This window comes from Pseudorhodoferax sp. LjRoot39 (genome assembly GCF_964253035.1).
Classification (GTDB): Bacteria; Pseudomonadota; Gammaproteobacteria; order Burkholderiales; family Burkholderiaceae_C; genus Pseudorhodoferax.
On sequence record NZ_CAXUQL020000001.1, the window covers coordinates 2,010,438 to 2,033,205 of the forward strand.

21 protein-coding genes are annotated in these 22,768 nt (G+C 71.3%); 5 read left to right on the forward strand and 16 right to left on the reverse strand.

Features of this window, described 5'->3' with window-relative positions:
* Positions 1-16: 16 nt before the first annotated feature.
* The 3 genes from ACSQ4M_RS09540 to ACSQ4M_RS09550 all read right to left on the reverse strand — a co-directional run bounded on the left by ACSQ4M_RS09540 (position 17) and on the right by ACSQ4M_RS09550 (position 3,045).
* Positions 17-349 carry an NIPSNAP family protein gene (locus ACSQ4M_RS09540; RefSeq protein ID WP_436189329.1) on the reverse strand — a complete coding sequence of 111 codons (333 nt, stop codon included), beginning with the start codon at positions 347-349 and terminating at the stop codon, positions 17-19.
* Positions 339-2,090, reverse strand: coding sequence for an FAD-dependent oxidoreductase (locus ACSQ4M_RS09545; protein WP_436189330.1), 1,752 nt, complete (start codon positions 2,088-2,090; stop codon positions 339-341). Before ACSQ4M_RS09545 ends, ACSQ4M_RS09540 begins: the two co-directional genes overlap by 11 nt.
* A 97-nt stretch (positions 2,091-2,187) precedes the next feature.
* Entirely contained in the window at positions 2,188-3,045 is an 858-nt protein-coding gene (locus tag ACSQ4M_RS09550; protein ID WP_436189331.1) for an SDR family NAD(P)-dependent oxidoreductase, read from the reverse strand.
* A gap of 112 nt (positions 3,046-3,157) precedes the next feature.
* Between ACSQ4M_RS09550 and ACSQ4M_RS09555 the strand changes: the two genes are divergently transcribed.
* The gene (locus tag ACSQ4M_RS09555) at positions 3,158-4,069 is read left to right on the forward strand and encodes a helix-turn-helix domain-containing protein (protein ID WP_436189332.1); all 912 of its coding nucleotides are present in this window, start codon (positions 3,158-3,160) and stop codon (positions 4,067-4,069) included.
* A gap of 3 nt (positions 4,070-4,072) precedes the next feature.
* On the opposite strand, the gene ACSQ4M_RS09560 is transcribed toward ACSQ4M_RS09555, so the two are convergent.
* From ACSQ4M_RS09560 to ACSQ4M_RS09575, 4 genes are read right to left on the reverse strand one after another with little or no spacing between them, the layout of a single operon-like run.
* A complete protein-coding gene (locus ACSQ4M_RS09560) occupies positions 4,073-5,038 on the reverse strand; it encodes a tripartite tricarboxylate transporter substrate binding protein (RefSeq protein ID WP_436189333.1) in 966 nt (321 codons plus the stop codon).
* A gap of 60 nt (positions 5,039-5,098) precedes the next feature.
* Complete coding sequence (locus ACSQ4M_RS09565; protein ID WP_436189334.1) at positions 5,099-6,292, reverse strand: M20 aminoacylase family protein; 1,194 nt, start codon at positions 6,290-6,292, stop codon at positions 5,099-5,101.
* 39 nt (positions 6,293-6,331) lie between these two features.
* The gene (panC, locus tag ACSQ4M_RS09570) at positions 6,332-7,159 is read right to left on the reverse strand and encodes a pantoate--beta-alanine ligase (RefSeq protein ID WP_436189335.1); all 828 of its coding nucleotides are present in this window, start codon (positions 7,157-7,159) and stop codon (positions 6,332-6,334) included.
* Positions 7,160-7,200: 41 nt separating this feature from the next.
* Positions 7,201-7,674 carry an Lrp/AsnC family transcriptional regulator gene (locus ACSQ4M_RS09575; protein WP_436189336.1) on the reverse strand — a complete coding sequence of 158 codons (474 nt, stop codon included), beginning with the start codon at positions 7,672-7,674 and terminating at the stop codon, positions 7,201-7,203.
* A gap of 129 nt (positions 7,675-7,803) precedes the next feature.
* Between ACSQ4M_RS09575 and mdeB the strand changes: the two genes are divergently transcribed.
* On the forward strand, positions 7,804-10,392 hold the full coding sequence (gene mdeB / locus ACSQ4M_RS09580) for an alpha-ketoglutarate dehydrogenase (RefSeq protein WP_436189337.1): 2,589 nt from the start codon (positions 7,804-7,806) through the stop codon (positions 10,390-10,392).
* Positions 10,393-10,666: 274 nt separating this feature from the next.
* Here the strand turns inward: mdeB and ACSQ4M_RS09585 are convergent, their stop codons facing one another.
* The 5 genes from ACSQ4M_RS09585 to ACSQ4M_RS09605 all read right to left on the reverse strand — a co-directional run bounded on the left by ACSQ4M_RS09585 (position 10,667) and on the right by ACSQ4M_RS09605 (position 17,172).
* Complete coding sequence (locus ACSQ4M_RS09585; protein WP_436189338.1) at positions 10,667-11,593, reverse strand: THxN family PEP-CTERM protein; 927 nt, start codon at positions 11,591-11,593, stop codon at positions 10,667-10,669.
* A 207-nt stretch (positions 11,594-11,800) separates the two neighbouring features.
* Positions 11,801-13,006 carry a low temperature requirement protein A gene (locus ACSQ4M_RS09590; protein WP_436189339.1) on the reverse strand — a complete coding sequence of 402 codons (1,206 nt, stop codon included), beginning with the start codon at positions 13,004-13,006 and terminating at the stop codon, positions 11,801-11,803.
* A 139-nt stretch (positions 13,007-13,145) separates the two neighbouring features.
* Positions 13,146-15,449: an ATP-dependent DNA helicase gene (locus tag ACSQ4M_RS09595; protein ID WP_436189340.1), complete on the reverse strand. Its 2,304-nt coding sequence runs from the start codon at positions 15,447-15,449 to the stop codon at positions 13,146-13,148.
* A complete protein-coding gene (locus tag ACSQ4M_RS09600) occupies positions 15,446-15,904 on the reverse strand; it encodes a hypothetical protein (RefSeq protein WP_436189341.1) in 459 nt (152 codons plus the stop codon). The genes ACSQ4M_RS09595 and ACSQ4M_RS09600 overlap by 4 nt, the downstream gene beginning before the upstream one ends.
* A gap of 14 nt (positions 15,905-15,918) precedes the next feature.
* Positions 15,919-17,172: a YbfB/YjiJ family MFS transporter gene (locus ACSQ4M_RS09605; RefSeq protein ID WP_436189342.1), complete on the reverse strand. Its 1,254-nt coding sequence runs from the start codon at positions 17,170-17,172 to the stop codon at positions 15,919-15,921.
* A 97-nt stretch (positions 17,173-17,269) separates the two neighbouring features.
* On the opposite strand from ACSQ4M_RS09605, the gene ACSQ4M_RS09610 reads away from it, so the two are divergent.
* The 3 genes from ACSQ4M_RS09610 to ACSQ4M_RS09620 are packed head-to-tail and all read left to right on the forward strand — an operon-like array spanning position 17,270 to position 20,119.
* Complete coding sequence (locus ACSQ4M_RS09610) at positions 17,270-18,094, forward strand: creatininase family protein (protein WP_436189343.1); 825 nt, start codon at positions 17,270-17,272, stop codon at positions 18,092-18,094.
* Positions 18,095-19,501: a PLP-dependent aminotransferase family protein gene (locus ACSQ4M_RS09615; RefSeq protein WP_436189344.1), complete on the forward strand. Its 1,407-nt coding sequence runs from the start codon at positions 18,095-18,097 to the stop codon at positions 19,499-19,501.
* 9 nt (positions 19,502-19,510) lie between these two features.
* Entirely contained in the window at positions 19,511-20,119 is a 609-nt protein-coding gene (locus ACSQ4M_RS09620; protein ID WP_436189345.1) for a glutathione S-transferase family protein, read from the forward strand.
* Here the strand turns inward: ACSQ4M_RS09620 and ACSQ4M_RS09625 are convergent.
* The 4 genes from ACSQ4M_RS09625 to ACSQ4M_RS09640 all read right to left on the reverse strand — a co-directional run bounded on the left by ACSQ4M_RS09625 (position 20,092) and on the right by ACSQ4M_RS09640 (position 22,698).
* On the reverse strand, positions 20,092-20,565 hold the full coding sequence (locus ACSQ4M_RS09625) for a carboxymuconolactone decarboxylase family protein (protein ID WP_436189346.1): 474 nt from the start codon (positions 20,563-20,565) through the stop codon (positions 20,092-20,094). The genes ACSQ4M_RS09620 and ACSQ4M_RS09625 overlap by 28 nt on opposite strands.
* Before the next feature lie 6 nt (positions 20,566-20,571).
* Entirely contained in the window at positions 20,572-21,207 is a 636-nt protein-coding gene (locus ACSQ4M_RS09630; protein ID WP_436189347.1) for an FMN-dependent NADH-azoreductase, read from the reverse strand.
* Positions 21,204-21,680: a GNAT family N-acetyltransferase gene (locus ACSQ4M_RS09635; RefSeq protein WP_436189348.1), complete on the reverse strand. Its 477-nt coding sequence runs from the start codon at positions 21,678-21,680 to the stop codon at positions 21,204-21,206. Before ACSQ4M_RS09635 ends, ACSQ4M_RS09630 begins: the two co-directional genes overlap by 4 nt.
* Positions 21,681-21,807: 127 nt before the next feature.
* Positions 21,808-22,698: a LysR substrate-binding domain-containing protein gene (locus ACSQ4M_RS09640; protein WP_436189349.1), complete on the reverse strand. Its 891-nt coding sequence runs from the start codon at positions 22,696-22,698 to the stop codon at positions 21,808-21,810.
* Positions 22,699-22,768: the final 70 nt, after the last annotated feature.

The window sequence follows — 22,768 nt, forward strand, 5'->3', positions numbered from 1 at the left end:
GTGGTTGGGGGGAGGTTCAGCGGCCGGGCCAGGCCGGCATCGCGGCGGCGCGGACCAGGCGCGTCTCCTGCGCCGTGATCAGGTGCTCAGAGGCGGCCAGGTAGGCCGGGAAATCCGGGTGCGCGTCGCGCGCCTGGCTGCGGCGCTCGTAGTCGGCCAGGCTCTCGTAGGCCCACAGGTGCACGAACTGGTTCTGCGGGCCGACCTGGCTCAGGTAGAAGCCCAGCGGGTGCTCCAGCGTCTGCAGCAGCACGGGCATGGCGAGGCGGTTGAAGACCTCCAGGAACTCGCCCATGCGGCGCAGGCGGATGGTGTAGACGCGGTGGTCGACCAGGGGCCTATGCGGCATGGCGCTGCTCCTGCGGCACCGCTGCCGTGGCCGGCAGCGCGCCCGCGATGTGGCGCGCCGTGAGCCAGCCGAAGGTCATCGCCGGGCCCAGCGTGATGCCGGCGCCGGGGTAGTTGCCGCCCATGATGCTGGCGCGGTCGTTGCCCACGGCGTACAGCCCCGAGACCGCGCTGCCGTCGGCGCGCAGCACCTCGCCCACCACGCTGGTGCGCAGCCCGTCGAAGGTGCCCAGGTCGCCCATCAGCAGCTTGACGGCGTAGAACGGCCCCTGGGCCACCGGCGCCACGCAGGGGTTGGGCCGGTGCAGCGGGTCGGCCAGGTAGCGGTTGAAGGCGTTGCCGCCGCGGCCGAACTGCCGGTCCTCGCCCTGCGTGGCGCCCGTGTTGTAGGCCTGCACCGTGGCCTGCAGGCCGGCGGCGTCGATGCCCGTGGCCTGGGCGAGTTCGGCCAGCGTGCGGCCCTTGAACAGGTAGCCCTTGCGGATGAGGCCGCCCAGCGGCATGGGCGCCGGCTTGGCGTAGCCCAGGCCGTACTTGGCGATGGTGGCCTGGTCGCAGACCAGCCACATCGCCGTCTCCTGCTGGCCGGCGCAGGCCGCGATGAGCGCGGCGCCCACGTCGTGGTACGAATCCGATTCGTTGGTGAAGCGCCGGCCATCCCGCAGCACGCCGATCACGCCGGGCTTGTAGCGGTCCAGCAGGTGCGGGAACACGCCCGTGCGGCCGCCGGGCAGCGGCACGCGCGAGACCGGCATCCAGGCCGCCGCGCCGGTGCCGGGAAAGCGCGTGTCGACCTGGCCGCCCACGCGCTCGGCCAGGGCCAGCCCATCGCCGGTGTTTTCCGCGGGCACGGGCGAGAGGTGCTCGCCGCCGCGCGCCAGGTGCGGGTAGCGCTGCGCGGTGCGCGCCAGGTCGTGCGCATAGCCGCCGCAGGCCAGCACCACGCCGCGGCGCGCGCCGATGCGCAGCTCGCCGCCCTGCAGCTGCACGCGGGCGCCGGTGACGCGGCCCTCGGCCTGCAGCAGCTCGCGCACCTCGGCGCCGGTGTGGATCGGGATGCCCAGGTCGAAGCAGCTCTTGGCCAGCCGCGCCGCCAGCGCGTTGCCGCTGGTCACCTGCACGCCGCGCCGGTAGCGCAGCATGTCCACGAAGTGCGCGGCCAGGCGGCGTGCGACGTACAGCGCCGAGACCACGGACTTCGTGGCACGGAAGAAGTGCTTGAGGTCGGCGTTCGAGGAGTTGAACATCATGCCCATGAAGGTGATGGTTTCCAGCGGCGGGCGCAGCCGGGCCAGCTCGGCGCCGAGCTGGCTGGCGTCGAACGGGGCGGCCAGGATGGAGCGGCCGACCTGCGCGCCGCCCGGCGCGTCGGGGTGGTAGTCGGGGTACAGCGTGGGCACGAAACGCACCGCCGTCTCGCGCTCGAACCACGCGAGCATGGCGGGGCCGTGGTCGAGGAAGGCGGCGGCCGCCTGCGCGTCGAAGAAGGGGCCGGTCTGGTCGCGCAGGTAGGTTTCCATGGCGGCGCGGTCGCCGGCCGCGGGGTCGTGGCGGTTGCCGGGGATCCACAGCACACCGCCCGAGAAGGCCGTGGTGCCGCCGAAGACCGGGGCCTTCTCGACCACGACCACGTCCAGGCCCAGCTTCTTGGCCGTGATGGCGGTGGACAGGCCACCGGCGCCCGAGCCGACGACCAGCAGGTCGCAGAGCAGGTCCTGTGGAATGGAGGCGGATGTGTGCATGCTGCTGTCTCCTTTGGGGTGCGCGAAGCCACCGCATGCCCGGGGCATGCGGAACGAAAAACCGAACGGGGAAGGGCGGGGGCGGAGCGGGCCGCGCTCAGGCGGCGTGGGCCGCGTCGTCGTTGAAGCCGGGGCGCGGCACCATGTCCATCAGCATGCAGGACAGGCCGCCATCGACCACGAGCTCGGCGCCGTTGACGTAGGCCGCGCGTTCGCTGGCCAGGAACAGCACGGGATCGGCGATGTCCTGCGGCTCGCCGATGCGCCGGCTGGCGGTGGCCGCGGCGCGACGCGCCTCGAAGCCGGGCTCGGCATAGAACCGGGCCGACAGCGCCGTGCGGACCATGCCGGGGCAGACCACGTTGCTGCGCACGCCCTGCGGCCCCCATTCGGCCGCGAGCTGGCGCGACAGCAGGCGCACGCCGGCCTTGCTCGCGCTGTAGGCGCCGCTGGCGGTCTGTGGGTGCAGCGCGGAGACCGAGGCCACGTGCACGATGCTGCCGCGGCCGGCGGCCAGCATGTCGGCACCGAAGGCGCGGGCGCAGAGCAGGTAGCCGGTCAGGTTCACGGCGAGCACGGCGTTCCACTCGGCGACGGAGACCGCGGCCAGCGTGCCGGGGCGCAGCAGCCCGGCGTTGTTGACGAGCGCGGCGACGGGGCCGAGCTGCGTGCGCACCTGCTGCGCGGCGGCCAGCACGGCGGCTTCGTCGGCGATGTCGCATTCGGCGGCCAGCACGCGGGTGCCCTGTTCGGCCAGCGCGCCGGCCACGCGGCGCGCGGCGGCGATGTCGCGGTCCACCAGCGCCACCTGTGCGCCGGCCGCCGCGAAGGCTTGGGCGATGGCGGCGCCGATGCCGCTGCCGGCGCCCGTCACCACGCACACGCGGCCGTCCAGGGCTAGCCAGCGCGGGCTGGACGATTCGTTCTCGGAGCGGTTGGAAGTGGTCTGTGGCATCTGCGCTGTCTCCGTCTTGGTACGGGACAGAGCATCGCGCTGCGGGCCGTTCGCTTCAATCGACAAAGCCGGCCATGAACCGGACAATCCGTGCATCACGAGGAGACGCGCCATGCGCACCCAACCTGGCACCGTGCGCAGCTTCGCGCTCTACGGCAGCAGCGACCAGCAACCGGCCTGGGCCGAGCTGGTGCACTTGGAAGCCATCCCCGAACGCTCCAGCTTGTTCGACTGGGAGATCGACCTGCACTTCCACGAGGGCCTGGTGCAGCTGCTCTACCTCACGCACGGCGGCGAGGGCGAGGCCGTCATCGACGGCGTGCGCTGGGTGCTGCGGCCGCCCTGCCTGATCGTGGTGCCGGCGCGCGCGGTGCACGGCTTCAGCTTCCATCCCGCGACGGACGGACCGGTGATCACGGCCGCGCAGAAGCCGCTGGAGTCGCTGGCCGCGCTGACGGCGCCGCAGCTGCTGGAGCACCTGCGCCGCCCGGCCGTGCTCGAGGTGCCGCCGGACAGCCGCCACGCCCAGGTGCTGCTGCCGCTGTTCGAGGCCATCGGCCGCGAGCAGCAACTGCTGGCCGACGGCGGCATGCGCGCCGGCATGGCCTTGCTGGCCGCGCTGTTCGTGCAGGTGGCGCGGGTGGCCGCCTCGGCCAGCGGGGCCGTGCACAGCACGCGCTCGCGCAAGGCGGCGCAGATCGAGCGCTTCCGCGCGCTGCTGGACGCGCGCTTTCGCGAGCGCCTGCCCGTGCAGGGCTATGCGCAGGCACTGGGCATCACGCTGGGCCAGCTCACGCGGCTCACGCGCGAGCTGCTCGGGGCGTCGGCGCAGGCGGTGGTCAATGCGCGCGTGGTGCACGAGGCCGAGCGCGAGCTCGTCTACTCCTCGCTGTCGGTCAAGCAGATCGCGGCCGAGCTGGGCTTCGAGGACGAGGCCTACTTCGGCCGCTTCTTCAAGAAGCACACGGGCCTGCGGCCGACCGCGTTCCGCGCGCAGGCACGGGCCCGGCTGGCCGCGCAGTGAGGCCTATTCGACCTTGGCGCCCGAGGCCTTGACGATGGTGCCCGCGTTGTCCCAGTCGGCGCGCAGCAGCTGCTGGAAGGCGTCCGGCGCCATCGTCGCGGTCTCCACGCCCAGCCGCCCGAGGCGCTCCTGCACGGCCGGGTCGGCCAGCGTCTTCTGCAGCGCGGCGTTGATCCTGTCCAGCTCGGCACGCGGCAGCGCAGCCGGTGCCAGCAGGCCGATCCACGAATCGAAGCTGTAGCCCGGCAGGCCGCTCTCGGCCGCGGTCGGCAGGTCGGGCAGGAAGCGCGAGCGCTGCTTGCCGGTGTAGGCGATGAACTTCACGCGCGGGTCGTCCTTGTAGCCCATCACGCCGATCAGCGAGGAGGTGACCGCCTGCACGCGGCCGGCCAGCACCTCGTTGACGGCGTCGCCGGTGGACTTCATCGGGATGTGCTGCATGTCCAGCCCGGCCTTGGCCACGAACGAGGCCATGCCCAGGTGCGTGGCGCTGCCGTTGCCGGCCGAGGCGTAGTTGGTGGCGCCCGGCTTGGCCTTCACGGCGGCGATGAACTCGCGCGTGTTGCTGGCGCCCAGGGCGGCGGGCGCCACGATGGCGTAGCCCGAGTTGCCGATGTAGCCCACGCCCACGAAGTCCTTCAGCGGGTCGTAGTCGAGCTTCTTGTACAGGTGGCCGACGATGTGGTGGCTCGCCGCCGCCAGCACCAGCGTGTTGCCGTCGGGCGCGGCCTTGGCCACGTAGCCCGTGCCCACGCTGCCACCGGCACCGGCGCGGTTCTCCACGATCACGGTGGCGCCCAGGGCCTGGCCGAGCTCGTTGTTGATGGCGCGGGCGATGGTGTCCTGCACCGCACCGGTGCCGAAGGGCACGACGATGCGCACGACGCGCTGGGCCTGGGCCGGCAGCGCGGCGCACAGCAGGCCGGCCGCCAGCAGCGGCAGCAGGCGCGAGAGGGTGGGGCGGAACATGGGGTGACTCCTGGGGTGGGGGAAACGGCAGGTTCTGCAAGAACGGCGCCAGCGCGCGGGTCAGGCCAGCCAGCGCTCGGCCAGGCGCACGAAATAGCTCGCGCCAATCGGGATGATCTCGTCGTTGAAATCGAACGAGGTGTTGTGGATGATGCAGGGCCCCGGCCCGTGGCCGGCCATGCGGTGGTCGCCGTCGCCGTTGCCCAGGAAGGCGTAGCAGCCCGGCCGCACCATCAGCATGTGGGCGAAGTCCTCGGCGCCCAGCACGCCCGGCAGCTCTTCGTCGACCATGTCCGCGCCGACGATCTCGCGCATCACCTCGGCAGCGAAGCGCGCCTCGGCCGGGTGGTTGACGACCGGCGGCGAGGCGCGGCGGAACATCACCTCGGCCGTGCATTCGTGGGCCAGGGCGATGTGTTCGGCGATCCGGCGCAGGCGCGCCTCGATCTTGTCGATCGCCTCGACCGAGAAGGTGCGCACCGTGCCGCCGACCCAGGCAAGGTCCGGGATCACGTTGGGTGCGTCCGAGCCCTGGATCTGGGTCACGGCCAGCAGCGCGCGCTCGGTGCTCGGGATCGTGCGTGCCACCAGGCTGCGCAGCGCCTGCGCGATCTCCAGCACCGCGCCGACCGGGTCCAGCCCGGTGTGCGGCATCGAGGCATGCGTGCCGCTGCCGCGCACGGTGATGCGCCAGGTGTTGCTGGAGGCCATCAGCGCGCCGTGGTTCAGTGCGAAGTTGCCGACGCGGCCCAGGTTGAAGTTGTGCAGCGCGAACACCGCGTCGCAGGGGAAGCGCTCGAACAGGCCCTCGTCGATCATCTTCCTGGCACCGGCCTTGCCCATCTCCTCGGCCGGCTGGAAGATGAAGTGCACGGTGCCGGCGAAGTCACGCTGCTGCGCCAGGTGCCAGGCCGCGGCCAGCAGCATGGTGGTGTGGCCGTCGTGGCCGCAGGCGTGCATGCGGCCGTCGTGCGTGGAGCGGTGGGCGAAGCCGTTGACCTCCTGCAGCGGCAGCGCGTCCATGTCGGCGCGCAGGCCGATGGTTTTGCCGGTGTCGGGCCGGCGGCCGCGCAGCACGCCGACCAGGCCGGTGCCGGCGATGCCGCGGTGCACCTCCACGCCCCATTCGCCCAGCAGTTGTGCCACCAGCGCGCTGGTGCGCTCTTCTTCGAAACCCAGCTCGGGGTGGGCGTGGATGTCGCGCCGCAGGGTGCGGAAGCGGCTGGTGTCGGCAAAGGCGTCGAGGATCTTCATGGCGCGCGATGTTGGCAGATTCCGGGCGCGCGCGGCAGCTCAGAACTCCAGGTTGTCGATCAGCCGCGTGTTGCCGAGCCGGGCCGCGGCCACGACCACGCGCGGCGTGTCGGCCTTGGTTGCCGCCAGCAGGTCGCTGCGCTGGCGCACGGCCACGTAGTCGGGCGCCCAGCCAAGCGCGCGCAGGGCCTGCATGGCTGCCTGTTCGGCGGCCTCGGTGCGGGCCGGGTCGGCGCGCACGGCGTCGGCCACGGCACGCAGCTGCGCGGCCAGGGCCGTGGCCTGCTGCCGCTCGTCGGCGCCCAGGTAGCCGTTGCGCGAGGACAGCGCCAGGCCGTCTTCGGCCCGCACGGTCTCGCCGCCGACGACGGTGATCGGCATGGCGAAGTCGCGCACCATGCCCTCGATCACGCGCAGCTGCTGATAGTCCTTCTTGCCGAACAGCGCCAGGCCGGGCTGCACGATCTGGAACAGCTTCATGACCACAGTGCACACGCCGGTGAAGAAGCCGGGCCGGAAATGGCCCTCCAGGATGTCGGCCAGCGCCGCCGGCGGCGCCACCTTGTAGGCCTGCGGCGTGGGGTACATCTCGGCCTCGTCGGGCGCGAACACGAAGTCGCAGCCGGCGCTGGCCAGCAGCTCGCTGTCGCGCGGCAAGGTGCGCGGGTAGCGGTCGAAGTCCTCGTGCGGTGCGAACTGCAGCCGGTTCACGAAGATGCTGGCCACCACCGGCAGGCCGCTGGCCTTGGCCTGGCGCACCAGGGCCAGGTGGCCTTCGTGCAGGTTGCCCATGGTGGGAACGAAGGCCGGGCGGGGGCCAGCCGCGAGGGCCTGGCGCAGTTCGGTGATGTGGTGCACGACGTGCATCGGTCGGTCTCCTTGGCGAAAAAATGAGGGAGTGTGCCCGCTCAGGCGGACGCGGCCGGCAGTGGCAGGGCGGTCTTGTACCGCACCTGCTTGAGCGCGAAGCTGGAGCGGATCTTCTCGATGCCCGGGATCGGCGTGAGCTGCTCCAGGATGAAGCGCTCCAGCGCCGCCATGTCGGCCACGGCCACGCGGATCAGGTAGTCGCTGTCGCCGGTCATCAGGTAGCACTCCATGACCTCGTCGTGCAGCGCGATGCGCTGCTCGAAGTCGGCCAGCGTCTCCTTGCTCTGGCGCGTCAGGCTGATCGAGATGAACACGTTCAGGCCCAGGCCCAGCCGGGCCGGATCGGCCAGCGCCACGTAGCCGGTGATGACACCCGCTGCCTGCAGCGCCTTGACGCGCGCCAAGCAGGGCGAGGGCGACAGGTGCACGCGCCGCGCCAGCTCCACGTTGGACAGCCCGCCATCGCGCTGCAGCTCGTCCAGGATGCGCAGATCCGTGGCGTCCAGGTTCATTGCGTGCCTCCGATTCTGGTTGTGGCAGCATTTTGTGCTGCTCGAAGGCCGCGATGCTGACACATCGGCAACATCTGTCGCGGAGCAGGGGCTAGAGTCCGGCCACCTTCCCGTTCTTTCCTTGACGCCATGAACGCTCCTTCCCCGCTGGCCCACCTGCTGCCCCACGACGCCGACGATGCCGACCCTGGTGAGACCGCCGAATGGCGCGAGGCCTTCACCGCGCTGCTGGCCGCGGGTGGACCCGAGCGTGCGCGCTTCATGCTCGACGAGCTGGCCCGGCTGGCGCGCGCGCAGCGCATCGGCTGGAAGCCGGCCCTGGCCACGCCCTACGTCAACACCATCGCGGTGGAGCAGCAGCCGGTGTTCCCGGGCGACCTGGCGCTGGAAGAACGGCTGGGCTCGCTGATGCGCTGGAACGCGCTGGCCATGGTGGTGCGCGCCAACCAGGCCTACGGCGAGCTGGGCGGCCACATCGCCAGCTACGCCAGCGCTGCGGACCTGTTCGAGGTCGGCTTCAACCACTTCTTCCACGCGAAGAACGCGCAGCACCGGGGCGACCTGGTGTTCTTCCAGCCGCACAGCGCGCCGGGCGTGTATGCGCGCGCCTTCCTGGAAGGCCGGCTCAGCGAGGCCGACCTCCTGCACTACCGCCAGGAGATCACGGCACCAAGCGCCGGCGCGCGCGGCCTGTCGAGCTACCCACACCCCTGGCTGATGCCGGATTTCTGGCAGTTCCCGACCGGCTCCATGGGCATCGGGCCCATCAGCTCGATTTACCACGCGCGCTTCATGCGCTACCTGAGCCACCGCCAGTTGCTGGACGGCGCCGGACGCAAGGTCTGGGGCGTGTTCGGCGACGGCGAGATGGACGAGCCCGAGTCCATGAGCGCGCTGACCTTGGCCGCGCGCGAGAAGCTGGACAACCTGGTCTGGGTGGTCAACTGCAACCTGCAGCGGCTGGACGGGCCGGTGCGCGGCAACGGCCGCATCATCGACGAGCTGGAGCAGCTGTTCGCCGGCGCCGGCTGGAACGTGATCAAGCTGGTCTGGGGCAGCGATTGGGATGGCCTGTTCGCGCGCGACACCGAAGGCGCGCTGGCCCGTGCCTTCGCCCACACCGTGGACGGCCAGATGCAGACCTTCGCCGCCAAGGACGGCCGCTACAACCGCGAGCACTTCTTCGGCCAGAACGAAGCCCTGCGCCGCCTGGCCCAGGGCATGACCGACGAGCAGATCGACCGGCTGCGCCGCGGTGGCCACGACCTCGTGAAGATCCATGCGGCCTACGCCGCTGCCGCTGCCCACCCCGGCCAGCCCACCGTCATCCTGGCCCACACCAAGAAGGGCTACGGCATGGGCACGGCCGGCCAGGGCCGCATGACCACGCATTCGCAGAAGAAGCTGGACGATGACGACCTGATCGCGTTCCGCAACCGCTTCGACCTGCCGCTCAGCGACGAGGCGGCGCGCGGCCTGGCCTTCTACAAGCCAGCCGAGGACAGCGCCGAGATGCAGTACCTGCGCGCACGCCGCAGCGCACTGGGCGGCCACATGCCGCGGCGCGAGACCGCCTGCGACGTGCTGCCGGTGCCGCCGCTGGCCGGCTACGCGCAGTTCGCGCTGGCCGCCGAGGGCAAGGAGATGAGCACCACCATGGCCTTCGTGCGCCTGCTGGGCCAGTTGCTCAAGGACCCGCAGCTGGGCCCGCGCATCGTGCCCATCGTGGCAGACGAGGCCCGCACCTTCGGCATGGCCAACCTGTTCAAGCAGGTCGGCATCTACAGCAGCGTGGGCCAGCGCTACGCGCCCGAGGACATCGGCTCGGTGCTGAGCTACCGCGAGGCGCTGGACGGCCAGATCCTGGAGGAGGGCATCAGCGAGGCCGGCGCCATCGCGAGCTGGACCGCCGCCGCGACCAGCTACAGCGTGCATGGCCTGGCCATGCTGCCGTTCTACATCTACTACTCGATGTTCGGCTTCCAGCGCGTGGGCGACGCGATCTGGGCCGCGGCCGACCAGCGCGCGCGCGGCTTCCTGCTCGGCGCCACCTCGGGCCGCACCACGCTGGGCGGCGAAGGCCTGCAGCACCAGGACGGCAGCAGCCACCTGGTGGCCGCCACCATCCCGAACTGCAAGGCCTACGACCCGGCCTTCGCGGGCGAGATGGCCGTGATCGTGGACGCTGGCATGCGGGAGATGTTGGTGGAGCAGCAGGACGTTTTCTACTACGTCACGCTCATGAACGAGAACTACGCCCAGCCCAGTCTGCCCGCGGGTGTGGCCGAGGACGTGGTGCGCGGCGGCTACCGTTTCGGCGTGTACGGCGCGCAGGACCGACAGCGCGTGACGCTGATGGGCTCGGGCGCGATCTTGACCGAGGTGATCAAGGCGGCCGAGCAACTGGCCACCGAGGGCATCGGCAGCGAAGTCCTGAGCGTCACGAGCTGGAGCGAGCTGGCGCGTGAGGCCGGCCGCGCCACCCTGGCGCAACTGATGGCTGGCCAAGGCCCCGTCGTCGCGGCCAGCGACTATGTGCGCGCCGTGCCTGAAAGCCTGCGCGCGGGTGTGCCTGCCTCCCGTCGCTACGTGACCCTGGGGACGGACGGCTTCGGGCGCAGCGATACACGTTCGGCGCTTCGCCGCTACTTCGGCGTGGACGCGCAGGCCATTGCAGACGCTGCACGTTCGGCCTTGCAGTCCGGCGCAGTTCGTTGACCACCCCATAGGAAGTCGCCCGGTCCGCGTGGTGGACAAGACGTGACAGCCCGGTGCGCGATGTAGACAGGTGGCGTTGCCGGGGGGGGCTGTCATTGCAAGGGGGGGCGGGCAGGCGCAAGCAGATGATGTCCGCCCCGGCGGGGCTGCGCGTCGACGTCGCGAGATCCTCGGCGATCCTGCGTCCCTCAACGGGCGACGCGCCTACTGTGGCAACTGTCGACCCCATAAAAAAACCCCGCCTAGGCGGGGTTTTGGGAGCAAGGCTGAAAAATCAGGCCTTGTTCTTTTGCTGGCGGCGACGGATGCCGGCCAGGCCCAGCAGGCCAGCGCCCAGCAGCGCGATGGAGCCCGGCTCAGGGATTTCTTCAGCCTTGATGCGGAACTGGAAGTCCGTGGTGTAGTTCACGCCTTCGGGGGTCGAGAAGCCGATGCAACCAGCGGCCACACCTGCCAGTGCGCATTGGGCGGGCAGCAGCTCGCCGAAGTTGCCGGTGGCGGTGAAGTCGAAGGTGTACTTGTAGCCGCCGTAGTTGAAGCTTTGACCCAGCAGGCCGTCGAGCACGAAGATGTCGCTGCAAACTGCAGCGTCGGTCAGTGCCGTGGGGCAACCAGCGGTGGTGTTGGGCGTTTCAACGAAACGGATCTGGTAGTTCGCGACGAACGGGATGACCGGCGAGCCACCGTCTGCCGTCAGCACCAGCGTGGCATCGATGACGGTCGATTGCAGCGTCCAGCTGTTGGCGCCGATGCTGGCGCGGTTGTAGTGGGTGTAGGCGTTGGCTGCTTCGAAGCCGCCACCGGTCACGACATTGCCAGAGGTGAAGCCTGCGCTCGTGGAGGTGGTGCCTGCCGTGGCATTGGCTTCCGTGATGCCCAGACCGCTGCGCGTGCCGGCAGCGATGGTGCCGCTGCTGCGGCCCCAGGTCAGTTCCAGCGGCGAGATGCTCCATGCGGAGTTCGCGTTGGCCGGGGCGCCTGCAGTCGTGCCGGACGGCACGAACTTGGTCACGCCGTCACCGGCCGTGAAGCCGACGCCGCCGCCCGACGAATTGGCTGCGGGTGCGTCCGCGCCGTTGCTGAACCAGCTGGTGACGGTGTAGTCCCAGTTGGTGATCGGGGCTGCGGAAGCGGCGGAAGCAGCGAACAGGGCTGCGGCGGCGAGGCCGAGGTGGCCAAGTTTGAAGCGGGTCAGGTTCATGACGTTTCCTTCAGGCGGTGAACTGGGGTGAAAAGCTGCCCAACGAGGTTGGTGTGAAATAGTCAGCAACTACCATGCCTTGCATAGAAATTCCAATAAAAACAAAGGTATGTGTGACTTCTGCAGGCGCTTTTGGTGAGGGGGTGTCAAGATTTTCGACGTGGCATGAGGTCGTGGTGAGGTTCTGCGCGAGGTCGTGATGCCACGTCATGCCGCCCGACGGCGACGCCGCAGCAGCTGTGTTTCCCAGACGCTGACCACCAGCACCACGGCCGTTGTCAGCCACCCCATCAGCAGCATGTTGCCTGCCAGGCCGATCGGGACGAGTGCCAACAGCATTGCGGCACCGGCGATGTGCGAGATGGCCACCCCGCCGTACACGATGGACTTGTAGACCGCACTGCCGAGCAGGTAGATCGCCGGCCCCAGCAGCAGGACGGCCAACTGTGCTGCGGTAGGCATGGCGTGCGGGTGGCCCAGCACCAGGTCGTTGCCGACCGCCGTGGCGATGATGCCGGCCACCAGGATGGCGTGGACGTAGTGGAAGTAGGCTCCGATCCGGCCGGGGTCGTCCGAGCGGATGATGGCTTCGCTCGCGTCCTTGCTCGACGTGCCGAAGTACAGCCACCACATGGCCAGCGTGCCCAGGAAGGTGGCCACCAGCGCCTGGAGCACCTCGGACGACCAGTGCCCTACGTCGGACAGGCTTGCACCGGTGGCCAGCAAGGTCTCGCCCAACGCAACGATGACGAACAACTGGCAGCGTTCCGCCAGGTGCCCCCCCTCGATGGTCCAGTCCCGGGTGTTGGAGCGGCCCATGCCCGGCACGGCGAAGCCCACCATCGGTGCGCCGTACTCGCACACGACTGCAATGAACCAGAGCAAGGCGCGCGTCTCGTGCTCGGCCAGTGCGCCTGCGATCCAGAATGGCGCCGAGACCATGAGCCAGACCAGCATGCGCCGGTAGTTCGCGGCCAGCGCATGGCCGGACGGCAACTGCAGGGCGATGAAGGCCGTGCGCCCGACCTGGATGGCTACATAGGACAGCGCGAAGACCATCCCGCGCTCCCCAAAGGCCTGGGGGATGCTGGAGGCCATCACCAGACCCAGCAGCATGTTGGCGAAGATGAGGCCGCGGATGTGCGGCGTCTCGGGATCGAACCAGTTGGTCACCCAGCAGGTGTACTGCCAGCCCAGCCAGACGGCGAACCACAGGATCAGCACTTCGATGACGCCGGCGACCGTGAGGTGGTGCAGCAACTGGTGGCTGAGCTGCGTGACGGCAAACACATAGACCAGGTCGAAGAAGAGCTCCTCGAAGGTCACACGGGCGTGGTGCCCGTCACGGTGCCGCAGCAGGGGATGGCGTCCGGCATCGGCTGTGCTGCCTTGTGTCGCATGGGCTGGGTGCATGTCGACTTCCTTGTCGTGTGTTGGTAGTGGGGTCGGTTGCAAAAGCCCATTGATGGGCCTGTATTCAGTCTATTGCTTTTGCAGCTGCGCCATGGCGTTTGTCGACAATCCATCGTCCTGCCGACGATGGAAAGAAGGCTCAGGCCGCAGGCATCGTCATCGGCCACCACGCCGGCAACAAGGCCCGCACCGCACGGCGCGCAAAACGGGCATCGATGAGCACGACCACGCCCCGGTCCTCGCGCGAGCGGATCACGCGGCCTGCCGCCTGCACCACCTTGCGCAGGCCGGGGTACAGATAGGCATAGTCGTAGCCGGCGCCGAACGCGTCCTGCATGCGCCGACGCATCTCCTCGTTGACGGGATTGACCTGGGGCAGGCCGAGCGTGGCGACGAAGGCGCCGATCAGCCGGTCGCCTGGCAGATCGATGCCTTCGCCGAAGCTGCCGCCCAGCACCGCAAAGCCGATGCCGGCACCACCGGGCGCAAAGCGGGCGAGAAAAGCCTCCCGCTCGGCCTCGTCCATGCGCCGGGTCTGGCGCCAGTGCGGGATGGCCGGATGCATCCGTGCGAACGCGTTGGCCACCAGTTCCAGGTAGTCGTGGCTGCTGAAGAACGCCAGGTAGTTGCCGGGCTGCGCCAGGTACTGCTGCGCCATCAGTGCGGCAATGGGCGCGGCAGACGCCTGCCGTTCGGCAAAGCGGGTGGAAATGCCGTCGGCCACGCGCACGCGCAGTTGCTCGGCGGCATAGGGCGATGCGATGTCGACGAAGGGTGTGTCGGCCGGCAGTCCCAGCGTGTTGCGGTAGAACGCGGGCGGCGCCAGCGTGGCCGAGAACAGCGTGCTGCTCCAGGCGGCCGCCAGCCGGGGTGCCAGGAACTCGGCCGGGATCAGGTTGCGGATGTGCAGTTCGGCATCGTTGCGCCCCGTGCCCCTGCCGGCCGGCAGGCGCGTCACGTCGACCATGGAATGCGCGCCGAAACTCTGCACCAGCCGCAGCAACTGCAGGGCCTCGAACCAGAACGACTGCAGCGCGCCATCGAGCGGATGCGGCACGCCCGGCATGGCATCGGCAAAGTAGTCGCCAAGCGCGGCGGCGGCGTCCTGCAGCGCGGTGGCCCAGGCGGCCGGTGGTGCCTCGCGCGTGCTGTAGGGGCGCTCGTCCTCGGCCAGCAGGGCGCGCCATTGCCGGTCCAGCCGTTCGAGCGGGCGACGCAGCGCGGCGGGCGCCTCGCGCGCCAGCTCGCGCACCGTGCCGCGCTGCATGCCGGCCGAGTACATCGCGCGGCCACGGTCGACCAGGTTGTGCGCTTCGTCCACCAGCACGCCCACACGCCATTCGTTCTGCAAGGCCAGCGCGTACAGCATGGCGCTGCCATCGAACCAGTAGTTGTAGTCGCCGACCACCACGTCGGCCCAGCGCGCCAGTTCCTGCCCCAGGTAGTAGGGGCAGACCTGGTGCGCCAGCGCCACCTCGCGCAGCGTGGTGCGCGCCAGCGGCCCCGCAGCCACCGCCGCACCGCGGGCCGCCGGCAACCGGTCGTAGAAGCCGCGTGCCAACGGGCAGGACTCGCCATGGCAGGCCTTGTCGGGATGCTCGCAGCTCTTCTCGCGCGCCGTCAGCTCCAGCACGCGCAGCGGCTGGCCCGCGGGCGCGATGCGCGCCAGTGCATCCAGCGCCAGCTGGCGGCCCGGTGTCTTCGCCGCCAGGTAGAACAGCTTGTCGATGCCCTTGCCCGGGCAGGCCTTGAGCAGCGGGAACAGCGTGCCCACCGTCTTGCCGATGCCCGTGGGGGCTTGCGCCAGCAAAGGCCGGCCGCGTGCGGCCGCGCGGTACACGGCTTCGGCCAGATCGCGCTGGCCGGGCCGGAACTCCGCGTGCGGAAACGCCAGCGCTGCCAGGGCCGCGTCACGCGCCGCGCGGTGGGCCTGCTCCTGCGCGGCCCAGGCCAGGAAGCGCCGGCATTGCTGCTCGAAGAAGGCCTGCAGCGCAGCCGCTTCGTGCCGTTCCTCGAACACCGTCTCGCGCTGGCTCGCAATGTCGAAGTACACCAGCGCCAGCGTCAGCTCGGGCAGGCTGCGCTCGGCGCACAGCAGGGCGCCATAGACCTTGAGCTGGGCCCAGTGCAAGACCCGTTGCTGGGCCGGCTGGCGCGCCAGATCGCCCCGGTGGGTCTTGATCTCTTCGAGCCGTTGCCGGGCAGCGTCGAAGCCGTCGGCGCGGCCGCGCACCTGCAGCGCGCCGTGGCGGCCCTGCACCCGCACCTCGGCTTCGTAGTCCGCGGCGCGCCGTCCGGTCACGAGCGCATGGCCGGCGATGCCTTCCAGCGCGGTGGGCGCGGGCGTGAAGCGCAGATCCAGGTCGCCAGCCTTGGCCGTGAACTCGCACAGCGCGCGCACCGCCACGGCATACGGCGCCGCCGCTGCGGGCGTGCCGTTCAAGGGCAGCTCAGCACCGTGCCCTGCTGCGTGCACAGTTGCCCCTGCGGATCGGCTAGTTGGCTGCCGGTGCGGTTCAGCCGCTGGCCCTGGCTGTCCCAGCAGCCGCCTGCGTCGCAGCGCGCCACCTGCGGGGGCTGTGGCCGGGGCGGTGCCGTGGTGGTAGGCGTTACGGGTGCTGTGGGCGCCGCCGCGGGGGCCGGTGCAGCCGCTGGCGGCAGCACGACCAACGGGCGCTCCGCGCGCGAGGGCGGTGGGGCATCGGCTTCGGCACGGAAGCAGGCGCGTGCCGCGCGCTGGCGTGCCGCACGCAACAGCACGATGTCGGGTTTCTGCTCGGCCATGATGGCGTCGAGCCGCTCGCGTGCGGCCAGGCAGGCGGGCGACTTCAGCGCATCGTCCAGCGACATCGCCGCAGCGCCCATTGCCAGCCCCGCGAGCAGGGTGGCAACGAGCATCCGGCCACCCGGTCTCATGGCGCGCTGTCCTTGGGATAGCGCCGCGCGCCCAGCAGGTACAGCGCCGCGCCCACCAGCAGCGTGCCGGCCGCCACCATCAGCGCCAGCGTGAACCCGCGCGCTGGCGAGCCCGACCAGCCGATCAACAGCGCCACCAGCGGCGGCCCCAGCACCTGTCCGATGCCGTACAACGCCGTCAGCAGCCCCATGGTGCTGGCCGCGCTGGCGGGCCGCAGGCGCCTGACCTCCTGCATCGCGAAATAGGTGATGGCCGTGAACGGCAACCCCAGCAGCAGGCTGCCCAGCACGAAGCCCGGCAGGGTAGGGCTCACCAGGCTCATGGCCACGCCCACGGCCTGCACGCCATGGCACAGCGCCAGCATCCGGCGCATGTCGCCGCTCAGGGCGACACGCGTGGTGGCCATGGCACCGAGGATCACGCCGACGCCGAAGATGGGCCAGAACAGGTCGAGCCAGACCGAGGCCGGCAACGCCGCGCGGGCGATCACGGGCAGGAAGGTGGCGGTGATGATGTAGCCGAAGCCGGCGCAGCCGTAGCCCGCAGCCAGCAGCGCCACCTCGCCACGCGAAGCCGTACGTTGCGCGGCGGCCGGGCCGGCTGCCACAGCCACCGGCGGCGCCGGCAGCTCGCCACGGCGCAGCACCGGCCGCACGGCCACGGTCAGCGCGACGGCCAGCGCCCCGAACACCAGCCAGCCCAGCCGCGCACTGCCGTCGCCGGCCACCACCGCGCCGGCGATCAACCCGCTCAGCACGATGCCCGTGCCCGGCCCCACGTAGATCATGCCGCCCAGCGCGCCGCGGCCGCGCCGCGCCAGCTGCGCCAGGCACCAGCCCGAGATGTAGACGAACACGAAGGCACTGGCCACGCCGGCCGCGAAGCGCAGCGCCGGCCACAGCGCGGGCCAGGGCAAGGCCATGGCCAGCGTCAGCAGCACAGTGGCGACGAGGCCGGCCTGCACCATGCGCGCGGGATCGGGCGGCGGCGGGTTGCCGAGCCGGCGCCAGATCCAGGGCTGCAAGGTGCACAGCACGGCGCCGAGCAGGTAGCCCAGGTAGTTGGCACTGGCGAGCCAGCTGGCGCCTGCCAGATCGACCACGCCGTCGTGCAGCATCATGGGCATCAGCGGCGTGAACGCGAATCGGCCGATGCCCATGGCGATGGCCAGGCCGACGGCGCCGGCCGCGGCGATGGCCCAGGGGCCGTACCCCGCCGGAGCCGGGGCGTCGGATGGAATCGATGACATAGGGAATGGGGCGGGGGGCGGCCGGCATGTTAGCGCCCGGCCCGCCGCGCCGCTGGCCTGGGGCCTTGGCGCGCGGACTGGGCCTAAGATGCCCGCCATGAGCCTACCCTCGCGATTCTGGTCCGACCTCGGCACGCGCGACTTCGCGCGGCTGGACCCCGCCGCCACCGTGGCCGTGCTGCCCGTGGCCGCGACCGAGCAGCACGGCCCGCACCTGCCCGTGCGCGTGGACGCTGCGCTGGTCGACGGCGTCATCGCCGCCGCGCTGCCGCACCTGCCCGAGGCGCTGCCCGTGCTGTTCCTGCCGACCCAGGCCATCGGCCGCAGCAGCGAGCATGAGCGCTTTCCGGGCACGCTGTCGCTGTCGGCCGAGACCACGATCCGGCTGTGGACGGAGATCGGCGAATCGGTCGCGCGCGCCGGCCTGCGCAAGCTGCTGATCTTCAACAGCCATGGCGGCCAGGTGTCCATCATGGACATCGTGGCGCGCGACCTGCGCACGCGCTGCGAACTGCTGTGCTACCACGCCAGCTGGTACACGCTGCCGCTGGGCCAGGAGGTGGAAGGCCTGTTCAGCGCCGAGGAACACCGCTTCGGCATCCACGGCGGCGACATCGAAACCTCGATGATGCTGGCGCTGGACCCGGCCCGCGTCGCCATGGCGCAGGCGCGCCACTTCCGCTCGACGTCGCAGGACCGTGCGGCCGCCTACCCCATCCTGGGCAACGGCAGGACTGCCAAGCTCGGCTGGCAGATGCAGGACTACAACGCCGATGGCGCCGCCGGCAACGCTGCCAACGCCACGGCCGAGAAGGGCCGCGCACTTGTGGAGGCCGCCGGCCGCCAGCTGGCGGCGCTGCTCGGCGAGCTGTCCAGCCTGCCACTGGCGACGCTGGTCGACGCCCCGCGGCTGGCCGACTGAGTGACCGACCTCGCCGCGCCGTTTGCGCTGTCGCTCGACCGCGCGGCGCCCGCCGCGCTGGCCGAGCAGATCGCCGCCGGCCTGCGCAGTGCCATCGCGCAGGGCCGGCTGGCCCCCGGCGCGCGGCTGCCGTCCTGGCGCGACCTGGCCTCGCAGCTGGGCGTGGCGCGCGGCACCGTGCGCGCGGCCTACGAGACGCTGATCGACGCCGGCCTGGTCCAGGCCCTGGGCGCTGCCGGCACGCGCGTGGCGCGGCGCGTGCCCGTGCAGCCGCAGCACGACCCACCGGCCACCGCCGTGCCGAGCCCGCTGCCCGGCCTGGTGCGCGGTAGCGGTGTGTTCCAGATGGGCGTGCCGGCGCACGACGCCATTCCGGCCAAGCTCTGGTCGCGCCTGTTCGTGCGCGCGGCGCGCACCGCCGCGGGCGCCGCGCCGGACTACCCCGATCCGCGCGGCGAGCCCGCGCTGCGCGCGCAAATCGCCGCCATGCTGGCCGTGGCGCGCGGCCTGGCCTGCAGCCCCGCGCAGGTCTACGTGACGGGCGGGCACGCGGCCTCCGTCGCGCTCGCGGTGCAAGCCTTGGGCCTGGTGGGGCAGGCCTGGACCGAAGAGCCCGGCTATCCGCTCACGCGCAGCCTGCTGGCCTCGCTGGGCCTGGCCACCGTGGCCGTGCCGGTGGACGCACAAGGCCTGGACGTGGCGGCCGGCCTGGCGCTGGCGCCGCAGGCCGCGCTGGCTGTGGTCACGCCGGGCCAGCAGGCCCCGCTGGGCGTGGCGCTGGCACCGGCGCGGCGCCGCGCGCTGCTGGATTGGGCCGCACGCCAGCAGGCCTGGGTGCTGGAGGACGACTACCTCGGCGAACTGCAGCTGCAAGGCCGGGCCGCGCCCGCGCTCGGTGCCGGCATTGCCGCCGCGCGCGTGCTGCACGTGGGCACCTTCAGCAAGACCATCAGCCCGGCATTGCGCCTGGGTTTCCTGGTGGTCCCGGCCGGCCAGGTGACCCGCTTCGACGCCGCCACTGCCCTGCGCGGCAGCGCGCCCGCTCCGCTCGTGCAGCAGGCCGTGGCCGAACTGCTGCAGGGCGGCCACCACCTGCGCCACCTGCGGCGCATGAAGCGCCTGTATCTGCAGCGGCGCGACGCGCTGCTGGCCTGCCTGCGCGCGGCCGGCATCACCCACCGCGCGGCCGGGCTGGCCGTGCTGCTGAAGCTGCCGCCCGGACGTTCCGACGTGGCGGTCGTGCGCGCGGCCCAGGCCCTTGGCCTGTCGCCCGCGCCGCTGTCGTCCTGGTATGTACGGCCCGGCCCCGAGCACCACGGCCTGCTGCTGGGCGTGACCAACCTGCGCGTGGACCAGGCCGCGGCGCACTGGGCACGGCTGCAGGCTCTCATCGCGACGGACCTCTAACATCGGCCCATGCCCATCCTGCGCACATCCCCCGCCTCGCCCTTCGGCCGCAAGGTCCGTATCGCCGCCGACGTCGCCGGCCTGGCCGACCGCATCCGCATCGAAGCGGCCGACACCAACGACGCCAACGACCTGCTGCGCCAGCAGAACCCGCTCGGCAAGATCCCCACGCTGCTGCTGGACGACGGCGAGCCGCTGTACGACTCGCGCGTGATCGTCGAGTACCTCAACGAGACTGCGGCCACGCCCGTGCTGGTGCCGCCCGGGCCGGGCCGCCTGGCCGTGCTGCGCCACCAGGCGCTGGCCGACGGCCTGGTCGACGCCTGCATCCTGCAGGTCTACGAAGGCCGCTACCGCCCGCCCGAGCTGCGGGGCGAGCAATGGCTCGCGCACCAGCGCGGCAAGATGGAGCGCGCCCTGGCCCACCTGGCCACGCACCACGCGGTGCCCGGCACGGGCGTGCCGCACATCGGCGAGATCGCCCAGGCCTGCGCGCTGGGCTACCTGGACCTGCGCTTCGCAGGTGCCTGGCGCGCCGAACACCCGGCACTGGTGGCCTGGCTGCAGGACTTCGCCGCGCGCGTGCCGGCCTACGCGCTGACCGCGCCGACGGCCTGAGCCACCGCCTTCGGCACCATGCGCAGCCCTACGCCGATGCGGTTGAACGCGTTCATGAGGCTCACGGCCAGCGTCAGTTCGCCGATCTCGCGTTCGCCGAACACGGCGGCCACCGCCGCGTAGTCGGCGTCGGGCGCCTGCGTCTGCGCCACCGCCGTGAGGCTCTCGGCCCACTGCAGTGCGGCACGCTCGCGCGCGTCGAACAAGGGCAGGGCCTCGCGCCAGACCGGCACCAGCAGCAGCTTGTCCATGGCCATGCCCAGCGCGAGCAGGTCGCGCGCGTGCATGTCGATGCAGTAGGCGCAGCCGTTGAGCTGCGAGACGCGCAGGTAGACCAGGTCCACCAGGGTCTTGGGCAGGCTGCATTGCGCGAGGTAGGCGCTGGTGGCGTACAGGCCCTTGGCGGCGTTCGGCGCCGCGTCGTTGAGCAGGAGTCGTTGCGTCATCGTTCTTCAGTCCTGGAGTTCGAGGGGGGCGGGCTGTTGCGGCGCCAACTGCGCGACCTGGTGCAGTGCTTCGTCCCAGGTCGCGGCCAGCGCCTCGGGTCCGCGCACCGTGGCCTGCAGCACGAAGAAATGCAGGTCGTGCAGCCCCATGGTGTTGAGCACGGCGCGCAGGTAGGGTGTCAGGAAATCGGGCTGGCGCGCGCGCTCGCCCAGGAACATCCCGCCCGAGGCGACCGCGATGTAGACCGGCCGGTTGCGCAGCAGCCCGCGCTTGTGGCCCTCGGGTGTTGGCGCGAAGCTGCGGTGGATGCGCAGCACATGGTCGATCCAGGACTTGAGCACCGAGGGCACGGTGAAGTTGTGCATGGGCGTGCCCAGCACGATGGCGTCGGCCTGTTCGATTTCGGCGATCAGCGCGTCCGAGCGCACCAGCGCACCGGTCGCGGCGCCCACGGGCGGCTTGCCGGCCAACGCATCGGCGTAGGCAGCGTCCACATGCGGCAGCGGCTCGGTGGCCAGGTCGCGCAGCTGCACCTGCGTGGCGGGATGCAGCGCGCAGAGCCGCTCCACGATGGCCTGTGCCAGCCGGGCGCTGTGCGAGCCCTGCGCGCGCGGGCTGCAGCTGATGTGCAGGAGCTTCATGCGGCCACCTCCGTCGGCACGGCGCAGCTGAAACGCGTGGCCTTGTTCGCCAGGCCCTGGGCCGCGTAGAAGCGCTGCGCGGCGGTGTTGACGATGGCGGTGTCCAGCACGACATGGGCGCAGCCGGCCTGCGCGGCCAGAGCGCGCGTGGCCGCGATCAGCCGCGCGCCCCAGCCCTGGCCGCGCAGCTCTTCGGCACTGACGAGGTCGTCCACGTACAGAAAGCGGCCGTAGACCAGGTTCTCCTGCAGCCGGTAGCCGGCCAGCGCCAGCACCCGTTCGCCATGCCAGGCGGCCAGCACGCGGTAGCTGTGCTGGCGCATGCGCTGCACGCGCTCCAGGTAGTCGTCGATGCCGGCCAGCTGCGGGCGCAGCTGCCGGGCCACGGGCCAGCAGGCGCGCAGCGCGGCAGTGTCCTCGGCATGGCGCAGTGCCGTGCCGGGCGGCAGGGGTGGGCTTGTTGCAGTGTCCATGTTCCTTCCTTGGGGAGATGGAAGAACTGTAGGAACGCGGCGGCGCGGCCACCAGACCCAAGAATGCGCGATCGCAGTGGACCAAGATCGCGGCACGCCTGTGGGCGCCGGCCGCACGCCGGCGTGCTCAGCGCACGGTGTCGCGGGCCAGTTGGGCGATGCGCTCCGCGAACTGCTGGGCCAGCAGCGACGGCCGCTCGGGCCGCGTGATCGCGTACAGACGCACGGCGCGCCTGGGCAGCAGCGGCCGCACCTCCAGGTCGTCGGCCAGCGCGCGGACCGACAGCTGGTCCACGACGGCGATGCCGGCACCGGCGCGCACCAGTGCGGCCGCCACGAAGGTCTGGCCCACCTCGATGCCGATGCGGCGCGTGGCACCGGCCTCGGCGAACGCGCTCTCGGTCTCGAAGCCGATCGGCAGGGTGGAGCTGAACGAGATCAGCGGCACGCCGTGCAGGTCCTTGGCCGACACCGACTTGCGCGCCGCCAGCGCATGGCCGCGCGGCAGCAGGCACACCAGGCGCGAGCGGCCGATCTCGGCGGCCACCACCTCGCTCTGGCGCGGCACGTCCCAGGCGTAGCCGATGTCGGCACTGCGCGTGCGAACCAGTTCCACCACCTCGTAGTTCAGCGCCGTCTGGATCGACACGCGCGCGTCGGGCGCGAGCGCGGTGGTCTGGCCCAGCACCGTGGCGACCAGGGTCGATGCCACGGATGGGTTGCAGGCCACCGACAGCCGGCCGCCGCGCAGGTTGCGCAGGTCGCCGGAGGTGCGCTCGACGGCCTCGATCTCGCGGTATACGCGCTCGATGTCGCGCTGCAGCGTCAGGGCCTCCGGCGTCGGCGACATGCGGCCGCCGCGCCGCTCGAACAGCAGCATGCCGATGCGGCCCTCGGCGTTCTTCAGGGTGCGGCTCAGCGCCGGCTGCGACACCGCCAGCAGGCGCGCGGCGCCGGTGACCGAGCCCTCCTGCAGCACCGCGCGGATGACTTCGATGTGCCTGAGCGTGAGGCTCATGGGTAAACCCTTGGGTATGCAGTCCGTCTATGGAACAGCGAAAGATCGGTATTGGACAGGATGGTCGGCG

Bases quoted from the DNA above. Each gene is read 5' to 3' on its own strand.
- ACSQ4M_RS09605 (WP_436189342.1), bottom strand. From the start codon at position 17,172: ATGTCATCGATTCCATCCGACGCCCCGGCTCCGGCGGGGTACGGCCCC.
- ACSQ4M_RS09575 (WP_436189336.1), bottom strand. From the start codon at position 7,674: ATGAACCTGGACGCCACGGATCTGCGCATCCTGGACGAGCTGCAGCGC.
- ACSQ4M_RS09560 (WP_436189333.1), bottom strand. From the start codon at position 5,038: ATGTTCCGCCCCACCCTCTCGCGCCTGCTGCCGCTGCTGGCGGCCGGC.
- ACSQ4M_RS09555 (WP_436189332.1), top strand. From the start codon at position 3,158: ATGCGCACCCAACCTGGCACCGTGCGCAGCTTCGCGCTCTACGGCAGC.
- mdeB (WP_436189337.1), top strand. From the start codon at position 7,804: ATGAACGCTCCTTCCCCGCTGGCCCACCTGCTGCCCCACGACGCCGAC.
- ACSQ4M_RS09545 (WP_436189330.1), bottom strand. From the start codon at position 2,090: ATGCACACATCCGCCTCCATTCCACAGGACCTGCTCTGCGACCTGCTG.
- ACSQ4M_RS09635 (WP_436189348.1), bottom strand. From the start codon at position 21,680: ATGGACACTGCAACAAGCCCACCCCTGCCGCCCGGCACGGCACTGCGC.
- ACSQ4M_RS09625 (WP_436189346.1), bottom strand. From the start codon at position 20,565: ATGACGCAACGACTCCTGCTCAACGACGCGGCGCCGAACGCCGCCAAG.
- ACSQ4M_RS09610 (WP_436189343.1), top strand. From the start codon at position 17,270: ATGAGCCTACCCTCGCGATTCTGGTCCGACCTCGGCACGCGCGACTTC.
- ACSQ4M_RS09565 (WP_436189334.1), bottom strand. From the start codon at position 6,292: ATGAAGATCCTCGACGCCTTTGCCGACACCAGCCGCTTCCGCACCCTG.
- ACSQ4M_RS09620 (WP_436189345.1), top strand. From the start codon at position 19,511: ATGCCCATCCTGCGCACATCCCCCGCCTCGCCCTTCGGCCGCAAGGTC.
- ACSQ4M_RS09585 (WP_436189338.1), bottom strand. From the start codon at position 11,593: ATGAACCTGACCCGCTTCAAACTTGGCCACCTCGGCCTCGCCGCCGCA.
- ACSQ4M_RS09540 (WP_436189329.1), bottom strand. From the start codon at position 349: ATGCCGCATAGGCCCCTGGTCGACCACCGCGTCTACACCATCCGCCTG.
- ACSQ4M_RS09640 (WP_436189349.1), bottom strand. From the start codon at position 22,698: ATGAGCCTCACGCTCAGGCACATCGAAGTCATCCGCGCGGTGCTGCAG.
- ACSQ4M_RS09550 (WP_436189331.1), bottom strand. From the start codon at position 3,045: ATGCCACAGACCACTTCCAACCGCTCCGAGAACGAATCGTCCAGCCCG.
- ACSQ4M_RS09630 (WP_436189347.1), bottom strand. From the start codon at position 21,207: ATGAAGCTCCTGCACATCAGCTGCAGCCCGCGCGCGCAGGGCTCGCAC.
- ACSQ4M_RS09600 (WP_436189341.1), bottom strand. From the start codon at position 15,904: ATGCTCGTTGCCACCCTGCTCGCGGGGCTGGCAATGGGCGCTGCGGCG.
- ACSQ4M_RS09590 (WP_436189339.1), bottom strand. From the start codon at position 13,006: ATGCACCCAGCCCATGCGACACAAGGCAGCACAGCCGATGCCGGACGC.
- panC (WP_436189335.1), bottom strand. From the start codon at position 7,159: ATGCACGTCGTGCACCACATCACCGAACTGCGCCAGGCCCTCGCGGCT.